We start from the raw sequence: 16,690 nt of genomic DNA, 5'->3' as shown, positions 1-16,690 counted from the left end.
ATGCAGCTGGGCGTAGTACGCGTTGATCTGGCGTGCGCGCTTGGCACCAAAAATCACCAGTCCGTACTTCGAGTCGGCGGCCTTCAGCAGCTCGTCGATCGGCGGGTTGATGATGCCTTCAAGGTTCGTGGACACGAATTCTCCAAATTCTAACGGGCCGGTACGTCCCGGCGCCTAGCGCGGGTTCGGGGTCAGCCCCATGAGTGAAACAAGCTCGTCCGCTGCCCGACGAACGTCATCATTGATGACGGTGTGGTCGAACTCCGGTTCAGCGGCAAGTTCTAGTTTAGCGGTTTCCAGCCTCTGCTGCTGTTCTTCGGCGCTTTCCGTGCCGCGGCCGACCAGCCGGCGGACCATTTCGTCCCAGCTCGGGGGCGCCAGGAACACAAACTGGGCATCCGGGACGGCCTGCTTGACCTGCCGGGCGCCCTGCAGATCGATCTCCAGCAGCACCGAGCGGCCCTCGGCAATGGCGGCGTCAACCGTGCTCCGCAGCGTGCCGTAGCGGTTCCGGCCATGGACGACGGCCCACTCGAGCAGTTCGCCGTTTTCGACCAGGGAATCGAATTCCTCGGCCGATTTGAAGAAGTAGTGGATCCCGTCCTGCTCCCCCGGCCGCGGCGGACGCGTAGTGGCCGACACGGAGAGCCAGACGCCGGGGTAGTTGTCCCGGATGTAGGTGGACACGGTGCCTTTGCCAACAGCCGTCGGGCCGGCGAGGACTGTCAGTCCCGGTTTCTTGCTCACATATTCCTTTGGGCGGTGGTGGGCAGCTCGGCGGACCGGGCTACTTGTCGTCAATAAAATCTACCAGCGCCCGGCGCTGGTGGATTCCCAGGCCGCGGACCCGTCGGGATTGTGCGATGCCGAGCTGGTCCATGATGGCCGCCGCCCGGACCCGGCCGATCCCGGGCAGGGCCTCGAGCAGCTCCACGATTCTCATGCGGGCAATGGCGTCGTCGGATTCGCCTGCACTGATGACATTGGCGATGGTCAGCTCGCCCGTCTTGAGCCGCTCCTTTGCCTCGGCCCTGGTGGCTCTTGCGGCAGCGGCCTTGCGAAGGGCGTCGGTACGCTCCTGAGGAGTGAGTGGTCTCAAACTCACGGAAGGCCTCCCTGCATGGCGGGACGGGGCACTCATGCCCTTGCCCCGAACCTACCGTCAGGCGGCGGCAGAAATCAATGGAAATCTGCGCGCCGGCCAGTTCGGGAACGGGAAAAGCGCAATCCCGAACGGGACAGCCCCCGGCCCGGGTCCGGCAGCTCCGGTCCCGGGCCGGCGAGGCGGCTTCCGCTAAGCCGCGAGGAGTTCGTCGAGGGTGCGCCGCGCGGCATCCCGGAGGGACTGCAGCTGCGGTCCGGCGCCGAGAATGTCCCGGCTCGAGGTCCCCAGGACCTGGGGATAGGCCGCACCGAACGTGCGGCGCAGGTCCGCGGCCGTGGCGCCCTGAGCGCCCAGCCCCGGGGCCAGGATCGGCCCGCGGACCGCCGCCAGATCGATATCGAGTGCGGAAAGGGCCGAGCCCACCGTGGCACCGACCACCAGGCCCACGGAACCGAGCGAACCGTCATAGCGCTGGTTCTCCACCGCGGCCGCTTCGGTGATCCGCCGTGCGACGGAATCCGCCCCGCCGACGTGCTGGACCGAGGCGCCCTCCGGGTTCGAGGTCAGCGCGAGGACGAACACCCCGCGCCCGGTCCCGGCCGCCAGGTCCAGGGCGGGCCGGAGCGACTCAAAGCCCAGGTACGGGCTCAACGTCACCGAATCCGCGGCCAGGGCCGAGCCGTCCCGCAGCCAGGCATCCGCGTAGGCGGCCATGGTGGAGCCGATGTCGCCGCGTTTGGCGTCCGCGATGGTCAGCACGGACGCTTCCGCCGCCGCGGCCAGGGTGCGTTCGAGCACGGCGATTCCAGCCGATCCGTGGCGCTCGTACAGGGCCACCTGCGGTTTCACCGCGGCAGCGAGGGAGCCCACTGCCTCCAGCACGGTCAGCGAGAAGCGTTCCAGCCCGGCGGCGTCGTCAGTGAGCCCCCAGCGCTGCAGCAGCGCCGGGTGCGGGTCGATGCCGACGCACAGCGGGCCGCGGTCCGCCATGGCCCGCCCCAGCCGGGAGCCGAAGGTTTCCCGGCCGGCCGCCGGGGCGGTGGATGCCTCAGGCATCCTGGAGCGCCTTCAGGTTCGCGGCGTGTTCCTGCAGGCTCGTGACCGACCATTCGTAGGTGCGCAGCGCCTCGATGGCCTGGACGGCGGCGTTGAACTCGGCCACGGTGGTGATGCACGGGATCCCGATCGAGGTCGCGGCGGCACGGAGTTCGTAGCCGTCGCTGCGGGCCTCGCCGCCGGAGGGGGTGTTGAAGACCATGTCGATCTCGCCGGCGATGATGAGGTCGGCGATGGTGCCTTCGCCTTCGGCGCTGGAGCCTTCGGCGACCTTCCGGACCGGGGTGGCCTGGATCCCGTTGCGGCGGAGCACGTCGGCCGTGCCGCCGGTGGAGACGATCTCGAAGCCGAGGTCCGAGAGCCGCTTGACGCCCATGATGACCGAGCGCTTGTCCCGGTTGGCCACCGAGACGAAGATCTTGCCCTCGGTGGGCAGGGCGTTGTTCGCGGCCGCCTGGCTCTTGGCGAAGGCCGTGTCGAAGTGCTTGTCGATGCCCATGACCTCGCCCGTGGAGCGCATTTCCGGGCCGAGCAGGGAGTCGACCACTTTGCCCTCCGGGGTGCGGAAGCGGCTGAACGGCAGCACGGCTTCCTTGACCGAGACCGGCGCGTCCAGCGGCAGGGTGGAGCCGTCGCCGCTCTCCGGCAGCATCTTGTAGGCGCTGCGGAGCTGGTTGATGGTGACGCCGGTGCCGATCAGGGCCGCGGCTTTCGCCATCTGGACACCCGTGGCCTTGGAGACGAACGGGACGGTGCGGGACGCGCGCGGGTTGGCTTCGAGGACGTAGAGCACGTCGGAGGCCAGGGCGAACTGGATGTTGATCAGGCCGCGGACGCCCACGCCCTCGGCGATCGCCAGGGTGGCGGTCCGCACCCGTTCCAGCACGTTGCCGCCCAGGGTGATGGGCGGCAGGACGCAGGCCGAGTCGCCGGAGTGGATGCCGGCCTCCTCGATGTGTTCCATGATGCCGCCGAGGTACATCTCCGTGCCGTCGTAGAGGGCATCGACGTCGATCTCGACGGCGTCCTCGAGGAAGCGGTCGATCAGCACCGGGTGGTCGGGGGTGATCTCGGTGGCGTTGGCGATGTAGCGGGAGAGGTTGGGCTCGTCGTAGACGATCTCCATGCCACGTCCGCCGAGGACGTAGGAGGGCCGGACCAGGACCGGGTAGCCGATCTCGTCGGCGATCTTCTTGGCGTCCTCGAAGGACACGGCGGTGCCGTTCTTCGGCGAGACGAGCCCGGCCTTGTCGAGGACGCGGGAGAAGGCGCCGCGGTGTTCGGCGAGGTCGATTGCCTCCGGCGAGGTGCCGAGGATCGGCACGCCGGCGTCTGCGAGCTGCTGGGCGAGCTTGAGCGGGGTCTGGCCGCCGAGCTGGACGAAGACGCCCATGACCCCGCCGGTGCGCTCCTCGGCCGCGATGACCTCAAGGACGTCCTCCAGGGTGAGCGGTTCGAAGTAGAGCCGGGTGGAGACGTCGTAGTCGGTGGAGACGGTTTCCGGGTTGCAGTTGACCATCACGGTCTCGTAGCCGGCCTTGCGCAGCGCCATCGAGGCGTGCACGCAGGAGTAGTCGAACTCGATACCCTGGCCGATCCGGTTGGGGCCGGACCCGAGGATGATGATGGACGGCTTGGCGTGCAGCGCAACCTCGTCCTCCTCGTCATAGGAGGAGTAGTGGTACGGGGTGTAGGCGGCGAACTCGGCCGCGCAGGTGTCCACGGTCTTGTAGACGGGACGGATGCCCAGGGCCTGCCGGACCCCGCGGACGACGTCCTCGGAGTTGTGGGTCAGCGCACCGATCTGTTCGTCGGAGAAGCCGTGGCGCTTGGCGCGGGTCAGCATCTCCGGCGTCAGCGCCGCGGCCTGGCGGATTTCGAGCGAGATCTCGTTCAGCAGCTGGAGCTGGTCCAGGTACCAGGGGTCGATCTTGGTCGCCTCGAAGAGCTGTTCCGCGGTGGCGCCGCCGAGCAAGGCCCGCTGCACCTGGTGCAGGCGCTCGGTGGTGGGACGCTTGGCCTTCTCGATCAGCTCCGCGACTTCCCATTCCGGGACGTGGCTGAAGTCCAGCTGGGAGCCCTTCTGCTCCAGGGAGCGCAAGGCCTTCTGCAGCGCCTCGGTGAAGTTCCGGCCCATGGCCATGGCCTCGCCCACCGACTTCATGGTGGTGGTCAGGGTGGGGTCCGCCGCCGGGAACTTCTCGAACGCGAAGCGCGGGACCTTCACCACCACGTAGTCCAGGGTCGGTTCGAAGGACGCCGGGGTCTTCTGGGTGATGTCGTTCGGGATCTCGTCCAGGGTGTAGCCAAGGGACAGCTTCGTGGCGATCTTGGCGATCGCGAAGCCGGTGGCCTTGGACGCGAGGGCGGAGGAACGGGAGACGCGGGGGTTCATTTCGATCACGACGACGCGGCCGGTGTCCGGCTCGACGGCAAACTGGATGTTGCAGCCGCCGGTGTCGACGCCGACCTCGCGGATGACCGCGATGGAGATGTCGCGCAGCCGCTGGTATTCGCGGTCCGTCAGGGTCAGGGCCGGGGCGACAGTGATCGAGTCGCCCGTGTGCACGCCGACCGGGTCGAAGTTCTCGATGGAGCAGACCACCACGACGTTGTCGTTCTTGTCCCGCATCATCTCGAGCTCGTACTCCTTCCAGCCGAGGATGCTCTCTTCGAGCAGCACCTCGGACGTGGGGCTGTACTGCAGGCCCTGGCCGACAATCCGGCGCAGGTCCCCCTCGTCGTAGGCCAGCCCGGAGCCCAGGCCGCCCATGGTGAAGGAGGGCCGGACGACCATCGGGTAACCGAGGTCACCGGCCGCGGCGAGTGCCTCGTCCATGGTGTGGATGATGTGGCTGCGGGCCGACTCGGCGCCGCAGCGCTCGACGACGCCCTTGAACTTCTCGCGGTCCTCGCCCAGCTCAATCGCGGCAATGTTGGCGCCGATCAGCTCGACGTTGTACTTCTCCAGGACGCCGTTCTTGTCCAGCGCGATGGCCGTGTTGAGGGCCGTCTGGCCGCCGAGGGTCGGCAGGAGCGCGTCGGGGCGCTCCTTGGCGATGATTTTCTCCACCACTTCGGGGGTGATCGGCTCGATGTAGGTCGCGTCCGCGAACTCGGGGTCCGTCATGATAGTGGCCGGGTTGGAGTTGACGAGGATGACCCGCAGGCCTTCCTCCTTGAGGACGCGCAGCGCCTGGGTGCCGGAGTAATCGAATTCGGCCGCCTGGCCGATCACGATCGGGCCGGACCCGATGACCATGACGCTCTTGAGGTCAGTTCTCTTGGGCATTACTTCGTGTCCTCAGTCTTGGAATCGGTGGCAGTCTTTGTGCCGGTCTCTGTCTTTGAAGAAGCGTCCGCCATCAGTTCGATGAAGCGGTCGAAGAGGTAGGCGGCGTCGTGCGGGCCGGCGGCCGCTTCGGGGTGGTACTGCACGGAGAAAGCCGGAATGTCTAGGCAGGACAGTCCTTCGACGACGTCGTCGTTGAGGCTCACGTGGCTGACCTCGACGCGGCCGAAGCGTTCCTCGGGGGCCTGGGTGGCGCCGTTGAGCGGGGCGTCGACGGCGAAGCCGTGGTTCTGCGAAGTAATTTCGACCTTGCCGGTGCGGCGGTCCATCACGGGCTGGTTCAGGCCGCGGTGGCCGTAGCGGAGCTTGTAGGTGCCGAACCCGAGGGCCCGGCCGAGGATCTGGTTGCCGAAGCAGATACCGAAGTACGGGATCTTCTCATCGAGCACGGAGCGCAGCAGCGCCACCTGGTTGTCCGCGGTGGCGGGGTCGCCGGGGCCGTTGGACATGAAGAAGCCGTCCGGGTTGACGGCCTGGACGTCGGCGAGGGTTGCCGTGGCGGGCAGCACGTGCACCCGGACCCCGCGCTCGGCGAACCGGACGGGGGTCATGCGCTTGATGCCCAAGTCGATAGCGGCAATGCTGAACCGCGGCTCGCCGTCCCAGCCGAAGTCCTTGGGCTCCACCGTGTAGGCGGCGTCCACGCTGACTTCCTCGGCGAGCCGTGAGCCTTCCATCGGCGCGCTGGCCAGGACGGCGTCGATGAGTTCCTTGTCCGTGGAGCGGGCGGCGTCGCCGGAGAAGATGCCGGCGCGCATGGTCTTGTGTTCGCGCAGGTGGCGGGTGATGGCGCGGGTGTCGACGCCCTGGATGCCGACGATCCCCTGCTCGACAAGCTCGTCGTCGAGGGGGCGTTCGGAACGCCAGTTGGAGGGCCGGCGCGCCGCGTCGCGGACGATGTAGCCGGCCACCCAGATGCGGCGGGACTCGGCGTCGTCGGTGTTGACGCCGGTGTTGCCAATGTGCGGCGCGGTCTGGACCACGAGCTGGCGTGCGTAGGAGGGGTCGGTGATGGTCTCCTGGTAGCCGGTCATGCCGGTCGCGAAGACTGCCTCGCCGAGGGCCGTTCCTGTGGCGCCGTAGCTGGTGCCGCGGAAAATCCGGCCGTCCTCGAGCACGAGGACCGCGGGGGTGGATGCTGCTGCTGTCACTGTTTTTTCTGTCACTGTCTCTTCTGACACTGTTTTCTCTGACACTTCGTTGGATTCCGTCACGTCGTTACTTTCCACTATCGGCTTCTGCCTGAGGGGCTGCGGAGATCAAATCTTGGAGGGTGGTGAGGAGCACGGCTTTGTCCTCGGCGCGGCGCGTCCGGTAGCCGGTGTCGAGTTCGTGGGAACCGAGCATCCAGCTGAGCACCAGCAGGCCGTCCTTTTCCACGAACTTTCCGGCCATGCCGCTTTCCTGCCGCACACCGGTCAGGCGTCCGGCCGGGATGAACACCGGGCCGGCGCCCGCGCGCTCGAACAGCACGCCTTCGGGGTGCACGGAGAGCTTGGCGTTGGTGCGGATGCCCAGATTGTGTACGGCGATCCGGTCCAGCCAGTCGCCGGCGGTGGTGGAGGCGACGTACTGGCCGTCGGCGGCGGCCAGCGGAGCGCCGAGTTCGGCGGGAACCTCGGGGAGGGGCTCGACGTCGGACTGGCGGCGCAGGCGGTTACGCCAGCCGACGGCGATGAGGGCAAGCGCGACGCCAATCAGGACGAGCGTGAAGAGCAGGGAGAGGTCCTTCACACTCACGGGCGGCGGCCCGCCGGTCCTGCGTCGAGCGCTTCGGCCGGCCACCGGTACGGGGTGTTGAGTTTTCCGTCGAGAACGGTCGGGTGGCCCTTGAAGAACGTCGCCACTACCTTCCCCGGCAGTTCCCGGCCGGCAAACGGAGAGTTACGGCCCATGGTTGCCATCTTAGAAGGGTCCACGGTCCAGCGCGCAGCCGGGTCCACGAGTATGACGTTGGCAGGCTCCCCGGCCTCGAGCGGGCGGCCCTGGTCCTGGACCCGGCCGATGGCGGCCGGCGCCGTGGAGGTCACACGGGCAAAATCCTCCCAGCCCATCAGGCCTGTTTCGATCATGGTGTGCTGGACCACGGAGAGCGCGGTTTCCAGCCCGGTCATGCCCATGGCTGCCTGCGCCCACTCGCATTCCTTGTGTTCGCTCGGGTGCGGTGCATGGTCGGTGCCGACGACGTCGATCGTGCCGTCGGCCAGGGCGGCCCGGAGGGCCTGGACATCGGCGTCCGTGCGCAGCGGCGGGTTGACCTTGTAGACGGGGTCGTAGCTGCGGGCGAGCTCATCCGTGAGCCAGAGGTGGTGCGGGGTGACCTCGGCCGTGACGTTGACGCCGCGGGACTTGGCCCAGCGGATGATCTCCACGGACCCGGCCGTGGAGACGTGGCAGACGTGCAGGCGGGACCCGACGTGCTGGGCCAGCAGCACGTCCCGGGCGATGATGCTCTCTTCGGCGACGGCCGGCCAGCCGGCCAGGCCGAGGACGGCGGAGACCTCCCCCTCGTTCATCTGGGCGCCGGCGGTGAGGCGGGGTTCCTGCGCGTGCTGGGCCACGACGCCGTCGAATGCCTTGACGTATTCGAGCGCGCGGCGCATCAGCACCGGATCGTGGACGCAGATGCCGTCGTCGGAGAACACCCGCACGTGGGCGCGGGAGTCGGCCATGGCGCCGAGCTCGGCGAGCTGCTCCCCTGCGAGGCCCACGGTGACTGCTCCCACCGGGCGGACGTCCACCCAGCCGGCGGTCCGGCCAAGGGTGAGGACTTGCTCCACGACGCCGGCGGTGTCCGCCACCGGGGTGCTGTTGGCCATGGCGTGCACGGCCGTGTAGCCGCCCAGGGCGGCGGCCCGGGTGCCGGTTTCGACGGTTTCGGCGTCTTCGCGGCCGGGTTCGCGCAGGTGGGTGTGGATGTCCACCATGCCCGGGAGCGCGACAAGGCCCGCGGCGTCAATTACTGTTGCGTCCCGCACCCCGGCGCCGTCGGCGTCCAGCTGACGGCCGCGGGCGGCGATCACGCCGTCCCGGATCAGGATGTCCCCGGCTGCTCCGCCCAGGATCGAGGCCCCCCGGATGAGGTAGGCGCCGCTGTTGTCTGCGTTCTGGTGCTGATCGGCCATCAGTGGCTCTCCTGGTGGGAATAAGTGAGGTTCGGAATGGCGGCGTGCGCCGCGGACGCGGCCGCAGAGGAAGAGGCAGGGGCAGAAACTGGTGCGACGGCGGGCTCGCGGTTTTCCCCGGACAGCAGCAGGTACAGGGCCGCCATCCGGACAGAGACGCCGTTGCGCACCTGCGCCAGCACGGTGGAGCGGGGCGAGTCGGCCGCGGCCGCGGAGATTTCCAGGCCGCGGTTCATGGGGCCGGGGTGCATGATGATGGTGTCCTTGAGCCCCAGGCTGTCGAGGGCACGGAGCCGGTTGTCGTCGAAGCCCCAGCGCCGCGAGTATTCGCGCGTGGTGGGGAAGAACGAGGCATTCATCCGTTCGCCCTGGACGCGGAGCATCATCATGGCGTCCACGCCTTGCGCGAGGGTCTCGTCGAGGTCAAAGCTGACGGCGCACGGCCATTTTTCGACACCGATGGGGAGCAGCGTGGGCGGCGCTACGAGGGTGACCTCGGCGCCGAGGGTGCGCAGCAGCCAGACGTTGGAGCGGGCAACGCGCGAGTGCAGGACGTCACCGGCGATGGCGACGCGCATGCCTTTGAGGTCGGCGCCGGCAGACGGCGTGCCGGCGAGCTTCGACCAGTGCCGGCGCATCGTGAACGCGTCCAGCAACGCCTGGGTGGGGTGTTCGTGGGTGCCGTCGCCGGCGTTGATGACGGCGGCGTCGATCCAGTCGGTCGCGGCGAGCCGGTGCGGGGCGCCGGAGGCCCAGTGCCGGATGACCACGGCGTCGGCGCCCATCGCGGCGAGGGTCTGGGCGGTGTCCTTCAGCGACTCGCCCTTGGAGACGGACGAGCCCTTCGCGGCGAAGTTGATGACGTCGGCGGAGAGCCGCTTGGCGGCGGCTTCGAAGGAGATCCGGGTGCGGGTGGAGTCCTCGAAGAAGAGGTTGACCACGGTGCGCCCCCGCAGGGCGGGGAGCTTTTTGACCTCGCGCTCCCCCACCGCAGCCATTTCCTCGGCGGTGTCCAGGATGCGGATGGCGTTGTGCAGGCTCAGGTCTTCGGTGGAGAGCAGGTGCCTCATGCGGTGGCCTCGATGACGACTTCATTGACGGGGGCGCCGTCGGGGGCGCCGTCTGTTGCCCCGCCTCCGGCAGAATCGGTTTCCTCGAGCCGGACCCGGACCTTCTCCGATGAGGAGGTGGGCAGGTTCTTGCCGACATGGTCGGCGCGGATGGGCAGTTCCCGGTGGCCGCGGTCGATCAGCACCGCGAGGCGGACAATCCGCGGCCGGCCGAGATCGATGAGGGCGTCCAGTGCTGCCCGGATGGTGCGCCCGGAATAGAGCACGTCGTCGATCAGCACCACAACTTTGTTGTCGATGCCGGTGCGCGGCAGCTGGGTGGGGTACGGCGGCCTGGTGGGCTGGTGCGAGAGGTCGTCGCGGAACATCGTGACGTCGAGTTGACCGACGATGGCGGCGGCGTCCACGGTGGGATCCGCGGCGGCGATCTTGGCGGCGAGGCGGACGGCGAGGGGATAGCCCCGGCGCGGGATGCCCAGCAGGACGAGGTCCTGGGAGCCCTTGTTGGCCTCAAGAATTTCATGGGCGATACGAGTGAGCGCGCGGTCGATGTCAGCCTGGTTGAGGACAACCCGGGTGAGCACCACCTGCGCCGGACCCGGTGCTGAAGGCACGGAAGTCAAAGCTCGTCTCCCCTTTCCCCGCCTCACGGGACGGAATTAAAAAAGGATTATTTGCTCTTTCAAATTACCACAACGGCACCGTCGCCCCGTCGCCGCCGGAATGCGTTTAACCTCACACGGACATAGGCTCGGTTCCATGACGATGAACGGACCGCGGCCGGGGCATGAACACCCCGGCGGCCCGCGCCAGGGGCCGCTGCCCCGGCAGGCCAACCCGACGTGGCTGGGGCGTGTCCAGCCGGCGAACTACCAGCAGGCTCCTGCCAACGACGGCGGCCAGTTGCGGCCGGCGCTGCCTCCCGCCGGGCCGGCGGGAGGCAGACCGGGCTGGAAGAACGGCCGCGGTTCCGGTGTTTTTGGCCTGGTGATGGCCGGCGGATTCCTGGCGGTCCTCTGCCTCTTCCTGGTGGTGCCCTTCCTGCTGGAAAGGACCGGAATCACCGGCTTTGCCATTGGTTTCGTGGCCTCGCTGGTTCCCCTGGGGACCGTGTTGCTGACGGTGCGCTTCATCGACCGCTGGGAACCCGAGCCGAAACCCCTGCTGCTTTTCGCGTTTGCCTGGGGAGCCGTCGTCTCGATCGCGGTGACGATGCTGATCCAGCCCTATTTCTCACTGGTGGCCGGGCCTGCCTCGGGACTGGACTATACGACGTTCGCCGTGACGGTCCAGGCACCGGTGGTGGAGGAATTCGCCAAGTCCCTGGGGCTGCTGTTGCTCGTGCTCTTTGCCCCGAAACACTTCAACGGACCGGTCGACGGTGTGGTGTTCGCCTTCACCATCGCGGCGGGCTTCGCATTTACCGAGAACATCCTCTACTTCGGCCGCGCCATCGCCGAATCCAGCGACCCCGGCACGGACCTCGCGGTGGTCTTCTTTCTCCGCGGGGTCCTCTCACCCTTCGCCCACGCCATTTTCACGGGTACGACCGGTCTGGTGATGGGCTTCGCCGCCGGCCGCGGGAGCACCGGGCTGTCCGTGCTGGCGTTCTTCGCCGGCCTCGTCCCCGCGATGCTGCTGCACAGCGCCTGGAACAGCATGGGCCGGGACTTCCTGGGCCGGTATGTGATGGTGCAGGTGCCGATCTTCCTGCTGGCGGTGCTGGTGATCGTGCTGCTGCGGGTGGCTGAGCGCAGGCTCACGCGCCAGCGGCTGACCGAATACGCGGCCGCGGGCTGGTTTACCGCGGCCGAGGTGGACATGCTGTCCACTGCCGCCGGCCGCCGTTCCGCGCTGCGCTGGGCCAGGTCCACCGGGCGGGGCGTGCAGATGAAGGCGCTGCTCGATGCAGCCACCCAGCTCGCCCTCACCCGGCAACGGATTCTCAGCGGCCGGGACGTGCCGGCACACCAGCGCGATGAGCAGCACCAGCTCGCCGAGATCGCCGCGCTCCGGGCCGCCGTCGTCGGTTAGGGACCGGGGCAACCGGGGAAAAGAAAGAACCCCGGCCAGGATGTCCTGGCCGGGGTTCTTCGGGGCGCTGAGAGCTTACGCCAGCAGCGAGGGCTTGAGCTGCTGCAGCCGGCCCAGCAGGCCGTTGATGAACGACGGCGACTCGTCCGTGGAGAGCGTCTTGGCCAAGGCCACGGCCTCGCTGACCGCCACGCCGTCCGGGACGTCGTCGTTGTAGAGCAGTTCCCACGTGCCGATCCGCAGGATGATGCGGTCCACGGAGGGCATGCGCTCCAGGGTCCAGCCCTGCGAATAGGTCTCCAGGAATTCGTCGATGGCCACCTGGTGCGAGACCACGCCTTCGACGATTTCGAGGGTGTAGGGGTTGACGATCTGGTCTGTCTGCTCGCGGCGGGACTTCAGCACGTCGAACGCGGAGGCTGAGCGCTGCTCGGCCTCAAAGAGCACATCGAGGGCCCGGTTCCGGGCCTTACCGCGCGCACTCACTAGTCGTTGACCCGGCCGAGGTAGCTGCCGTCGCGGGTGTCGACCTTGACCTTGGTGTTGTTCTCGACGAACAGCGGCACCTGGATCTCGTATCCGGTTTCGAGGGTGGCGGGCTTGGTGCCGGCCGAGGAGCGGTCGCCCTGCAGGCCCGGCTCGGTGTAGGTGATTTCGAGGACGACGCTCGGGGGCAGCTCGATGTAGAGCGGGTTGCCCTCGTGGATGGCGATGTTGACCATCTGGTTCTCGAGCATGAAGTTGGTGGCGTCGCCGACGGTGGCGGCGGAAACGGTGAGCTGGTCGAAGTCCGAGGTGTCCATGAAGACGAAGTCGGCGCCGTCCTGGTACAGGTACTGGTAGTCGCGGCGGTCCACCGTGGCGGTCTCAATCTTCAGTCCGGCGTTGAAGGTCTTGTCGACCACCTTGCCGGACATCACGTTGCGCATCTTGGTGCGCACGAACGCGCCACCCTTGCCGGGCTTGACGTGCTGGAACTCGATGATGTTCCAAAGCTGGCCCTCAAGCTTAAGGACGGTTCCGTTCTTGATGTCGTTAGTGGTTGCCACAGTATCCTCTTAGTTTCTCGATGGTTCCATTCGACCGGTGCTAGCGGTCGGACGCTTATGCCGGGCCGGCATGCCAAGTGGCCGCCAACGCGTGTTTGTCAAAAATCCAAGTTCTATTCTACCGGTTCCGGCGGACAGCTGGCTGACGCGGGCTCAGGACTGCTGTTCCAGCACGTCCCGGGCGCGCTGCAGCGCCACCGTGGAGGCGTAGATGAGGGCCGCGTCGGCGGACCCGGCGACGCGCAGATCCAGTGCCTTGGCGAAGGATTCGACGGCGGCGCCAATGTTCCCGCCGGCGAAGTAGGCCCTGCCGAGGTGCTGGCGGACGGCGGCCTCCTCCAGGGTGCCCTGGGTCTCGGCGAGGAGTTGGCGGAACACCTCCACCGCCCGGTCGAACCGGTTCGAGACCCGGAGCACGTCCGCCTCGAAGATCCGCAGCCGGAGCGAGCCGGGGTCCTTGTAGCGGGCCTCGGCGAGGAGCTCGGCGGCTTCGGCCGCGTGCCCTTCGACGAGCCGGACCAGGATCAGGTCCCCGGGGTCTGTCGAGGCCGCCAGGGCCTCGGCCATGACATCGTCATTGACGATCTGGGGCATCAGGGACTGCGGGTTGATCCGGATCCCGGGAAATCCCGCGTCCGGCCACTCGCTCGTTCCGCCCTTGACCATGTGCATCAGGAGGCAATCTCCTGGTAGGCGGCAAACAGCAGGGACGTGTCCGGGACATCGAGGATGCCGGGCCGGCCGACGCCGTCGAGCACCACGAACCGCAGCAGGTCACCGCGGGATTTCTTGTCCCGGCGCATGCCGTCCAGGAGGGCCTGCCAGCGGTCGCGGCGGTAGGTGATGGGAAGCCCGAGGCTTTCCAGGATGCTGCGGTGCCTGTCGGCGTCGGCGTCGCTGAGCCGGCCGACGCTGCGGGCGAGCTCGGCGGCGAACATCATGCCCACGGAGACGGCGGCGCCGTGCCGCCAGGAGTAACGCTCGGCGAGTTCGATCGCGTGGCCCAGGGTGTGGCCGTAGTTCAGGATCTCGCGCTGGCCGGTTTCCTTCAGGTCCTCGGACACCACCCGGGCCTTGACGCTGATGGCGCGTTCGATCAGTTCGCGCAGGATGTCCGAGCGCGGATCGGAGACAGCGGACGGGTCCTTCTCGATCAGGTCCAGGATGGCCGGGTCGGCGATGAAGCCACACTTGATGACCTCGGCCATGCCGGAGATGATCTCGTTCTTCGGCAGCGTCTCCAGCGTGTCGAGGTCCGCGAGGACACCGGCCGGCGGGTGGAACGCGCCCACCAGGTTCTTGCCCTCGGCGGTGTTGATGCCGGTCTTGCCGCCGACCGAGGCATCCACCATGCCCAGCAGGCTCGTGGGCATGTGGATGACCTTCACGCCGCGCAGCCAGGTCGCGGCGACAAAGCCGGCCAGGTCGGTGACGGCGCCGCCGCCGACGGCGACGATGGCATCGGAGCGGGTGAAGTCGTTCTGCCCCAGCACCTGCCAGCAGAACGAGGCGACCTCGATGTGTTTGCCCTCTTCGGCGTCGGGGATTTCTGCGGTCAGCGCGGTGAACCCGGCGGCGGCCAGCTCTTCCCGGACGGTGTCCCCGGTCAACCGCAGCGCACGGGGGTGGATGACCAGCACGCGCTTGACGCGCTCACCCAGCAGGCCCGGCAGGCTTGCCAAGAGGCCGCGGCCCACTACGACGTCGTAGTTCTCACCCGGCGTTTGTCCGGTGACTTTGATGACGGTTGATTCGGTACTCACTATTCAACTTCCTTTGTCGACGCCGGAGTGGGCACCGCCGCGGCCTTAGCCGCGGCGCGCTCCCCCAGCGCATCTTCCAGCCGGTGAGCCAGCTCCGGAACGCTGCCGCGCCGGACATCGAGGACGAGGTCGGCGAGCCGTTCGTAGACCGGCTGCCGGGTGGCGAACAAGGTCCGCCACCGGCCCATGGCGTCGCCGGCCAGGAGCGGCCGGCCCGAATTTCTGGCGATGCGTTCCGCTACAGTCTCGGCGTCGCATTCGAGGTAAACAACGGTACAGCGGCCCAGGAGCTGCTGGGTACCGGAATCAAGGACGGCCCCGCCGCCGAGCGAAATGACGGCGGTGCCGCCCTGTGCCTCTTCGATGGCCTGGGCCACGGCCCGGGCCTCCATTTCGCGGAAGGCGTGCTCGCCGCGGCTGGCGAAGATCTCGGCGATCGTCCCGTGCTGGGCCACCACGAGGGCGTCGGTGTCCATGAAGGCGCACCCCAAGTGCTCGGCGAGCTGCTGTCCGATCGCCGATTTGCCCACGGCCATCGGTCCGATCAGGACCACCGGGCCAACGATATTTGCCGCGGGCGCCGCCGCGACGGACGGCCCGTCGGTTTTCCCGGCCGGCACTAGTGGCCGATCGAGTCCAGGGACGCCGGAATGCTGTCCAGGTAACCCTTGATGTTGCGGGCGGTCTCCTGCACGGAGTCACCGCCGAATTTTTCCGCGACCGCTTCGGCGATCACGAGGGCCACCATGGCCTCGGCCACCACACCGGCGGCCGGCACGGCACAGACGTCGGAGCGCTGGTGGTGGGCCTTGGCGGCCTCCCCCGTGCTGACGTCGACCGTCCTGAGCGCGCGGGGCACGGTGGCGATCGGTTTCATGGCGGCACGGACGCGCAGGACATCGCCAATGCTCATGCCGCCCTCGATCCCGCCTGCGCGGTTGGAGGTACGGATGATCTTGCCGTCCGCGTCTTTGACGATCTCGTCGTGGGCGGCGGAGCCGCGGCGCGCGGCGGTCAGGAAGCCGTCGCCGACTTCAACGCCCTTGATGGCCTGGATGCCCATGAGGGCGGCCGCCAGACGCGAGTCGAGGCGCCGGTCCCAGTGCACGTAGCTGCCGAGTCCCGGGGGGAGGCCGTAGGCAAGCACTTCGACGACGCCGCCGAGGGTTTCGCCTTCCTTGTGCGCGACGTCGACCTCGGCCACCATGGCGTCCGAGGTTTCGCGGTCGAAGCAGCGCAGCGGGTCGGCATCCAGGGCGAGCACGTTGCCCGGCACCGGCAGCGGCCGGCCCTCCGGCACGGCGACGCTGGCGATGGATACGGTGTGGGAGACGAGCTCGATGCCGAGCTGCTTGAGGAAGGCCGCGGCGACCGTGCCGAGTGCCACCCTCGTGGCCGTCTCGCGGGCGCTGGCGCGCTCCAGGACCGGGCGGGCCTCGTCGAAGCCGTATTTCTGCATGCCGGTGAAGTCTGCGTGGCCGGGCCGCGGGCGCGTCAGCGGGGCGTTCCGGGCCTGGTCGGCCAGGATTTCGGGCTCCACGGGATCGGAGGACATGATCTGTTCCCACTTGGGCCATTCGGTGTTGCCGACCTGGATGGCGACGGGGCCGCCCTGGGTCAGGCCGTGGCGGACTCCGCCGAGGATCGTGACCACGTCCTGCTCGAATTTCATCCGGGCGCCGCGGCCATAGCCGAGCCGGCGGCGGGCCAGCGCCTCGCTGATGTGGGCGCTGGTGAGTTCCACACCGGCGGGCACGCCTTCAATTATTCCGACCAGTGCCGGGCCATGGGATTCTCCGGCAGTCAACCAACGCAACATACATTCCATCCTGCCATGTCGGGCGGTTAGAACACCCGTCGGGGCGCCCCGACTGCGTCACACATCACATCTGTGACACCGGCAGGGAGGGCCCCGCCCAGCCCGGTGAAGTGCCGTACCTGCTCCACCGCCTGGTAGATCAGCATTTCCAGGCCGGGGACCACCGTTCCGCCGGCTTCCTGCCAGACCGCGGCGATCCGGCTGGGCCATGGATCATAGGCGACGTCCAGGAGGACGCCCGGGCTGCCATGCGGAGGCAGTTCTCCTGGACGTTTCGCCGCCAGCTCTTCGGCCAGTTCACCGGCCAGTGCGTCTGC

18 protein-coding genes are annotated in these 16,690 nt (G+C 68.2%); 1 reads left to right on the top strand and 17 read right to left on the bottom strand.

Annotated features, from left to right (window positions below; all coding sequences use genetic code 11):
• From rpoZ to pyrR, 10 genes are all read right to left on the bottom strand, one after another.
• Positions 1-135, bottom strand: a 135-nt coding sequence (gene rpoZ, locus AC1D1W_RS16260; protein WP_476944225.1) for a DNA-directed RNA polymerase subunit omega, incomplete at its 3' end; no start/stop codon positions are given.
• A gap of 39 nt (positions 136-174) precedes the next feature.
• Positions 175-747 carry a guanylate kinase gene (gmk, locus tag AC1D1W_RS16255; protein ID WP_028276459.1) on the bottom strand — a complete coding sequence of 191 codons (573 nt, stop codon included), beginning with the start codon at positions 745-747 and terminating at the stop codon, positions 175-177.
• 40 nt (positions 748-787) lie between these two features.
• Positions 788-1,105, bottom strand: coding sequence for an integration host factor, actinobacterial type (gene mihF / locus AC1D1W_RS16250; RefSeq protein WP_476944224.1), 318 nt, complete (start codon positions 1,103-1,105; stop codon positions 788-790).
• A 189-nt stretch (positions 1,106-1,294) separates the two neighbouring features.
• Positions 1,295-2,161 (bottom strand): orotidine-5'-phosphate decarboxylase, encoded by an 867-nt coding sequence (gene pyrF, locus AC1D1W_RS16245; protein ID WP_243177379.1) that lies wholly within the window; start codon positions 2,159-2,161, stop codon positions 1,295-1,297.
• On the bottom strand, positions 2,154-5,453 hold the full coding sequence (gene carB, locus AC1D1W_RS16240) for a carbamoyl-phosphate synthase large subunit (protein ID WP_243177378.1): 3,300 nt from the start codon (positions 5,451-5,453) through the stop codon (positions 2,154-2,156). Before carB ends, pyrF begins: the two co-directional genes overlap by 8 nt.
• Complete coding sequence (gene carA, locus AC1D1W_RS16235) at positions 5,453-6,679, bottom strand: glutamine-hydrolyzing carbamoyl-phosphate synthase small subunit (protein ID WP_476944223.1); 1,227 nt, start codon at positions 6,677-6,679, stop codon at positions 5,453-5,455. Before carA ends, carB begins: the two co-directional genes overlap by 1 nt.
• Before the next feature lie 52 nt (positions 6,680-6,731).
• Positions 6,732-7,253 carry a PH-like domain-containing protein gene (locus tag AC1D1W_RS16230; RefSeq protein ID WP_243177376.1) on the bottom strand — a complete coding sequence of 174 codons (522 nt, stop codon included), beginning with the start codon at positions 7,251-7,253 and terminating at the stop codon, positions 6,732-6,734.
• A complete protein-coding gene (locus AC1D1W_RS16225; protein WP_243177375.1) occupies positions 7,250-8,638 on the bottom strand; it encodes a dihydroorotase in 1,389 nt (462 codons plus the stop codon). The genes AC1D1W_RS16230 and AC1D1W_RS16225 overlap by 4 nt, the downstream gene beginning before the upstream one ends.
• The gene (locus tag AC1D1W_RS16220) at positions 8,638-9,708 is read right to left on the bottom strand and encodes an aspartate carbamoyltransferase catalytic subunit (protein WP_476944222.1); all 1,071 of its coding nucleotides are present in this window, start codon (positions 9,706-9,708) and stop codon (positions 8,638-8,640) included. The genes AC1D1W_RS16225 and AC1D1W_RS16220 overlap by 1 nt, the downstream gene beginning before the upstream one ends.
• Positions 9,705-10,331, bottom strand: coding sequence for a bifunctional pyr operon transcriptional regulator/uracil phosphoribosyltransferase PyrR (gene pyrR / locus AC1D1W_RS16215; RefSeq protein ID WP_243177373.1), 627 nt, complete (start codon positions 10,329-10,331; stop codon positions 9,705-9,707). The genes AC1D1W_RS16220 and pyrR overlap by 4 nt, the downstream gene beginning before the upstream one ends.
• A 136-nt stretch (positions 10,332-10,467) precedes the next feature.
• Here pyrR and AC1D1W_RS16210 point away from each other — a divergent pair, with 136 nt between their 5' ends.
• The gene (locus AC1D1W_RS16210) at positions 10,468-11,742 is read left to right on the top strand and encodes a PrsW family intramembrane metalloprotease (protein WP_243177372.1); all 1,275 of its coding nucleotides are present in this window, start codon (positions 10,468-10,470) and stop codon (positions 11,740-11,742) included.
• A 75-nt stretch (positions 11,743-11,817) separates the two neighbouring features.
• Here the strand turns inward: AC1D1W_RS16210 and nusB are convergent, their stop codons facing one another.
• From nusB to AC1D1W_RS16175, 7 genes are all read right to left on the bottom strand, one after another.
• Entirely contained in the window at positions 11,818-12,228 is a 411-nt protein-coding gene (gene nusB, locus AC1D1W_RS16205) for a transcription antitermination factor NusB (RefSeq protein ID WP_018773145.1), read from the bottom strand.
• On the bottom strand, positions 12,228-12,791 hold the full coding sequence (efp, locus tag AC1D1W_RS16200) for an elongation factor P (RefSeq protein WP_018773146.1): 564 nt from the start codon (positions 12,789-12,791) through the stop codon (positions 12,228-12,230). The genes nusB and efp overlap by 1 nt, the downstream gene beginning before the upstream one ends.
• Positions 12,792-12,944: 153 nt before the next feature.
• Entirely contained in the window at positions 12,945-13,463 is a 519-nt protein-coding gene (locus AC1D1W_RS16195) for a tetratricopeptide repeat protein (protein ID WP_243177371.1), read from the bottom strand.
• Positions 13,463-14,554: a 3-dehydroquinate synthase gene (gene aroB / locus AC1D1W_RS16190; RefSeq protein ID WP_079554549.1), complete on the bottom strand. Its 1,092-nt coding sequence runs from the start codon at positions 14,552-14,554 to the stop codon at positions 13,463-13,465. The genes AC1D1W_RS16195 and aroB overlap by 1 nt, the downstream gene beginning before the upstream one ends.
• Entirely contained in the window at positions 14,554-15,120 is a 567-nt protein-coding gene (locus AC1D1W_RS16185) for a shikimate kinase (RefSeq protein ID WP_308197220.1), read from the bottom strand. The genes aroB and AC1D1W_RS16185 overlap by 1 nt, the downstream gene beginning before the upstream one ends.
• Before the next feature lie 53 nt (positions 15,121-15,173).
• The gene (gene aroC, locus AC1D1W_RS16180) at positions 15,174-16,373 is read right to left on the bottom strand and encodes a chorismate synthase (RefSeq protein WP_028276469.1); all 1,200 of its coding nucleotides are present in this window, start codon (positions 16,371-16,373) and stop codon (positions 15,174-15,176) included.
• A gap of 26 nt (positions 16,374-16,399) precedes the next feature.
• Positions 16,400-16,690, bottom strand: a 291-nt coding sequence (locus AC1D1W_RS16175; RefSeq protein ID WP_476944221.1) for a Rossmann-fold NAD(P)-binding domain-containing protein, incomplete at its 5' end; no start/stop codon positions are given.

The sequence above is a fragment of the Arthrobacter sp. P1_B4 genome (assembly GCF_056406555.1).
The sequence above is the reverse complement of the archived record's forward strand: the minus strand, read 5'-3'. Positions and strand labels throughout refer to the sequence as shown.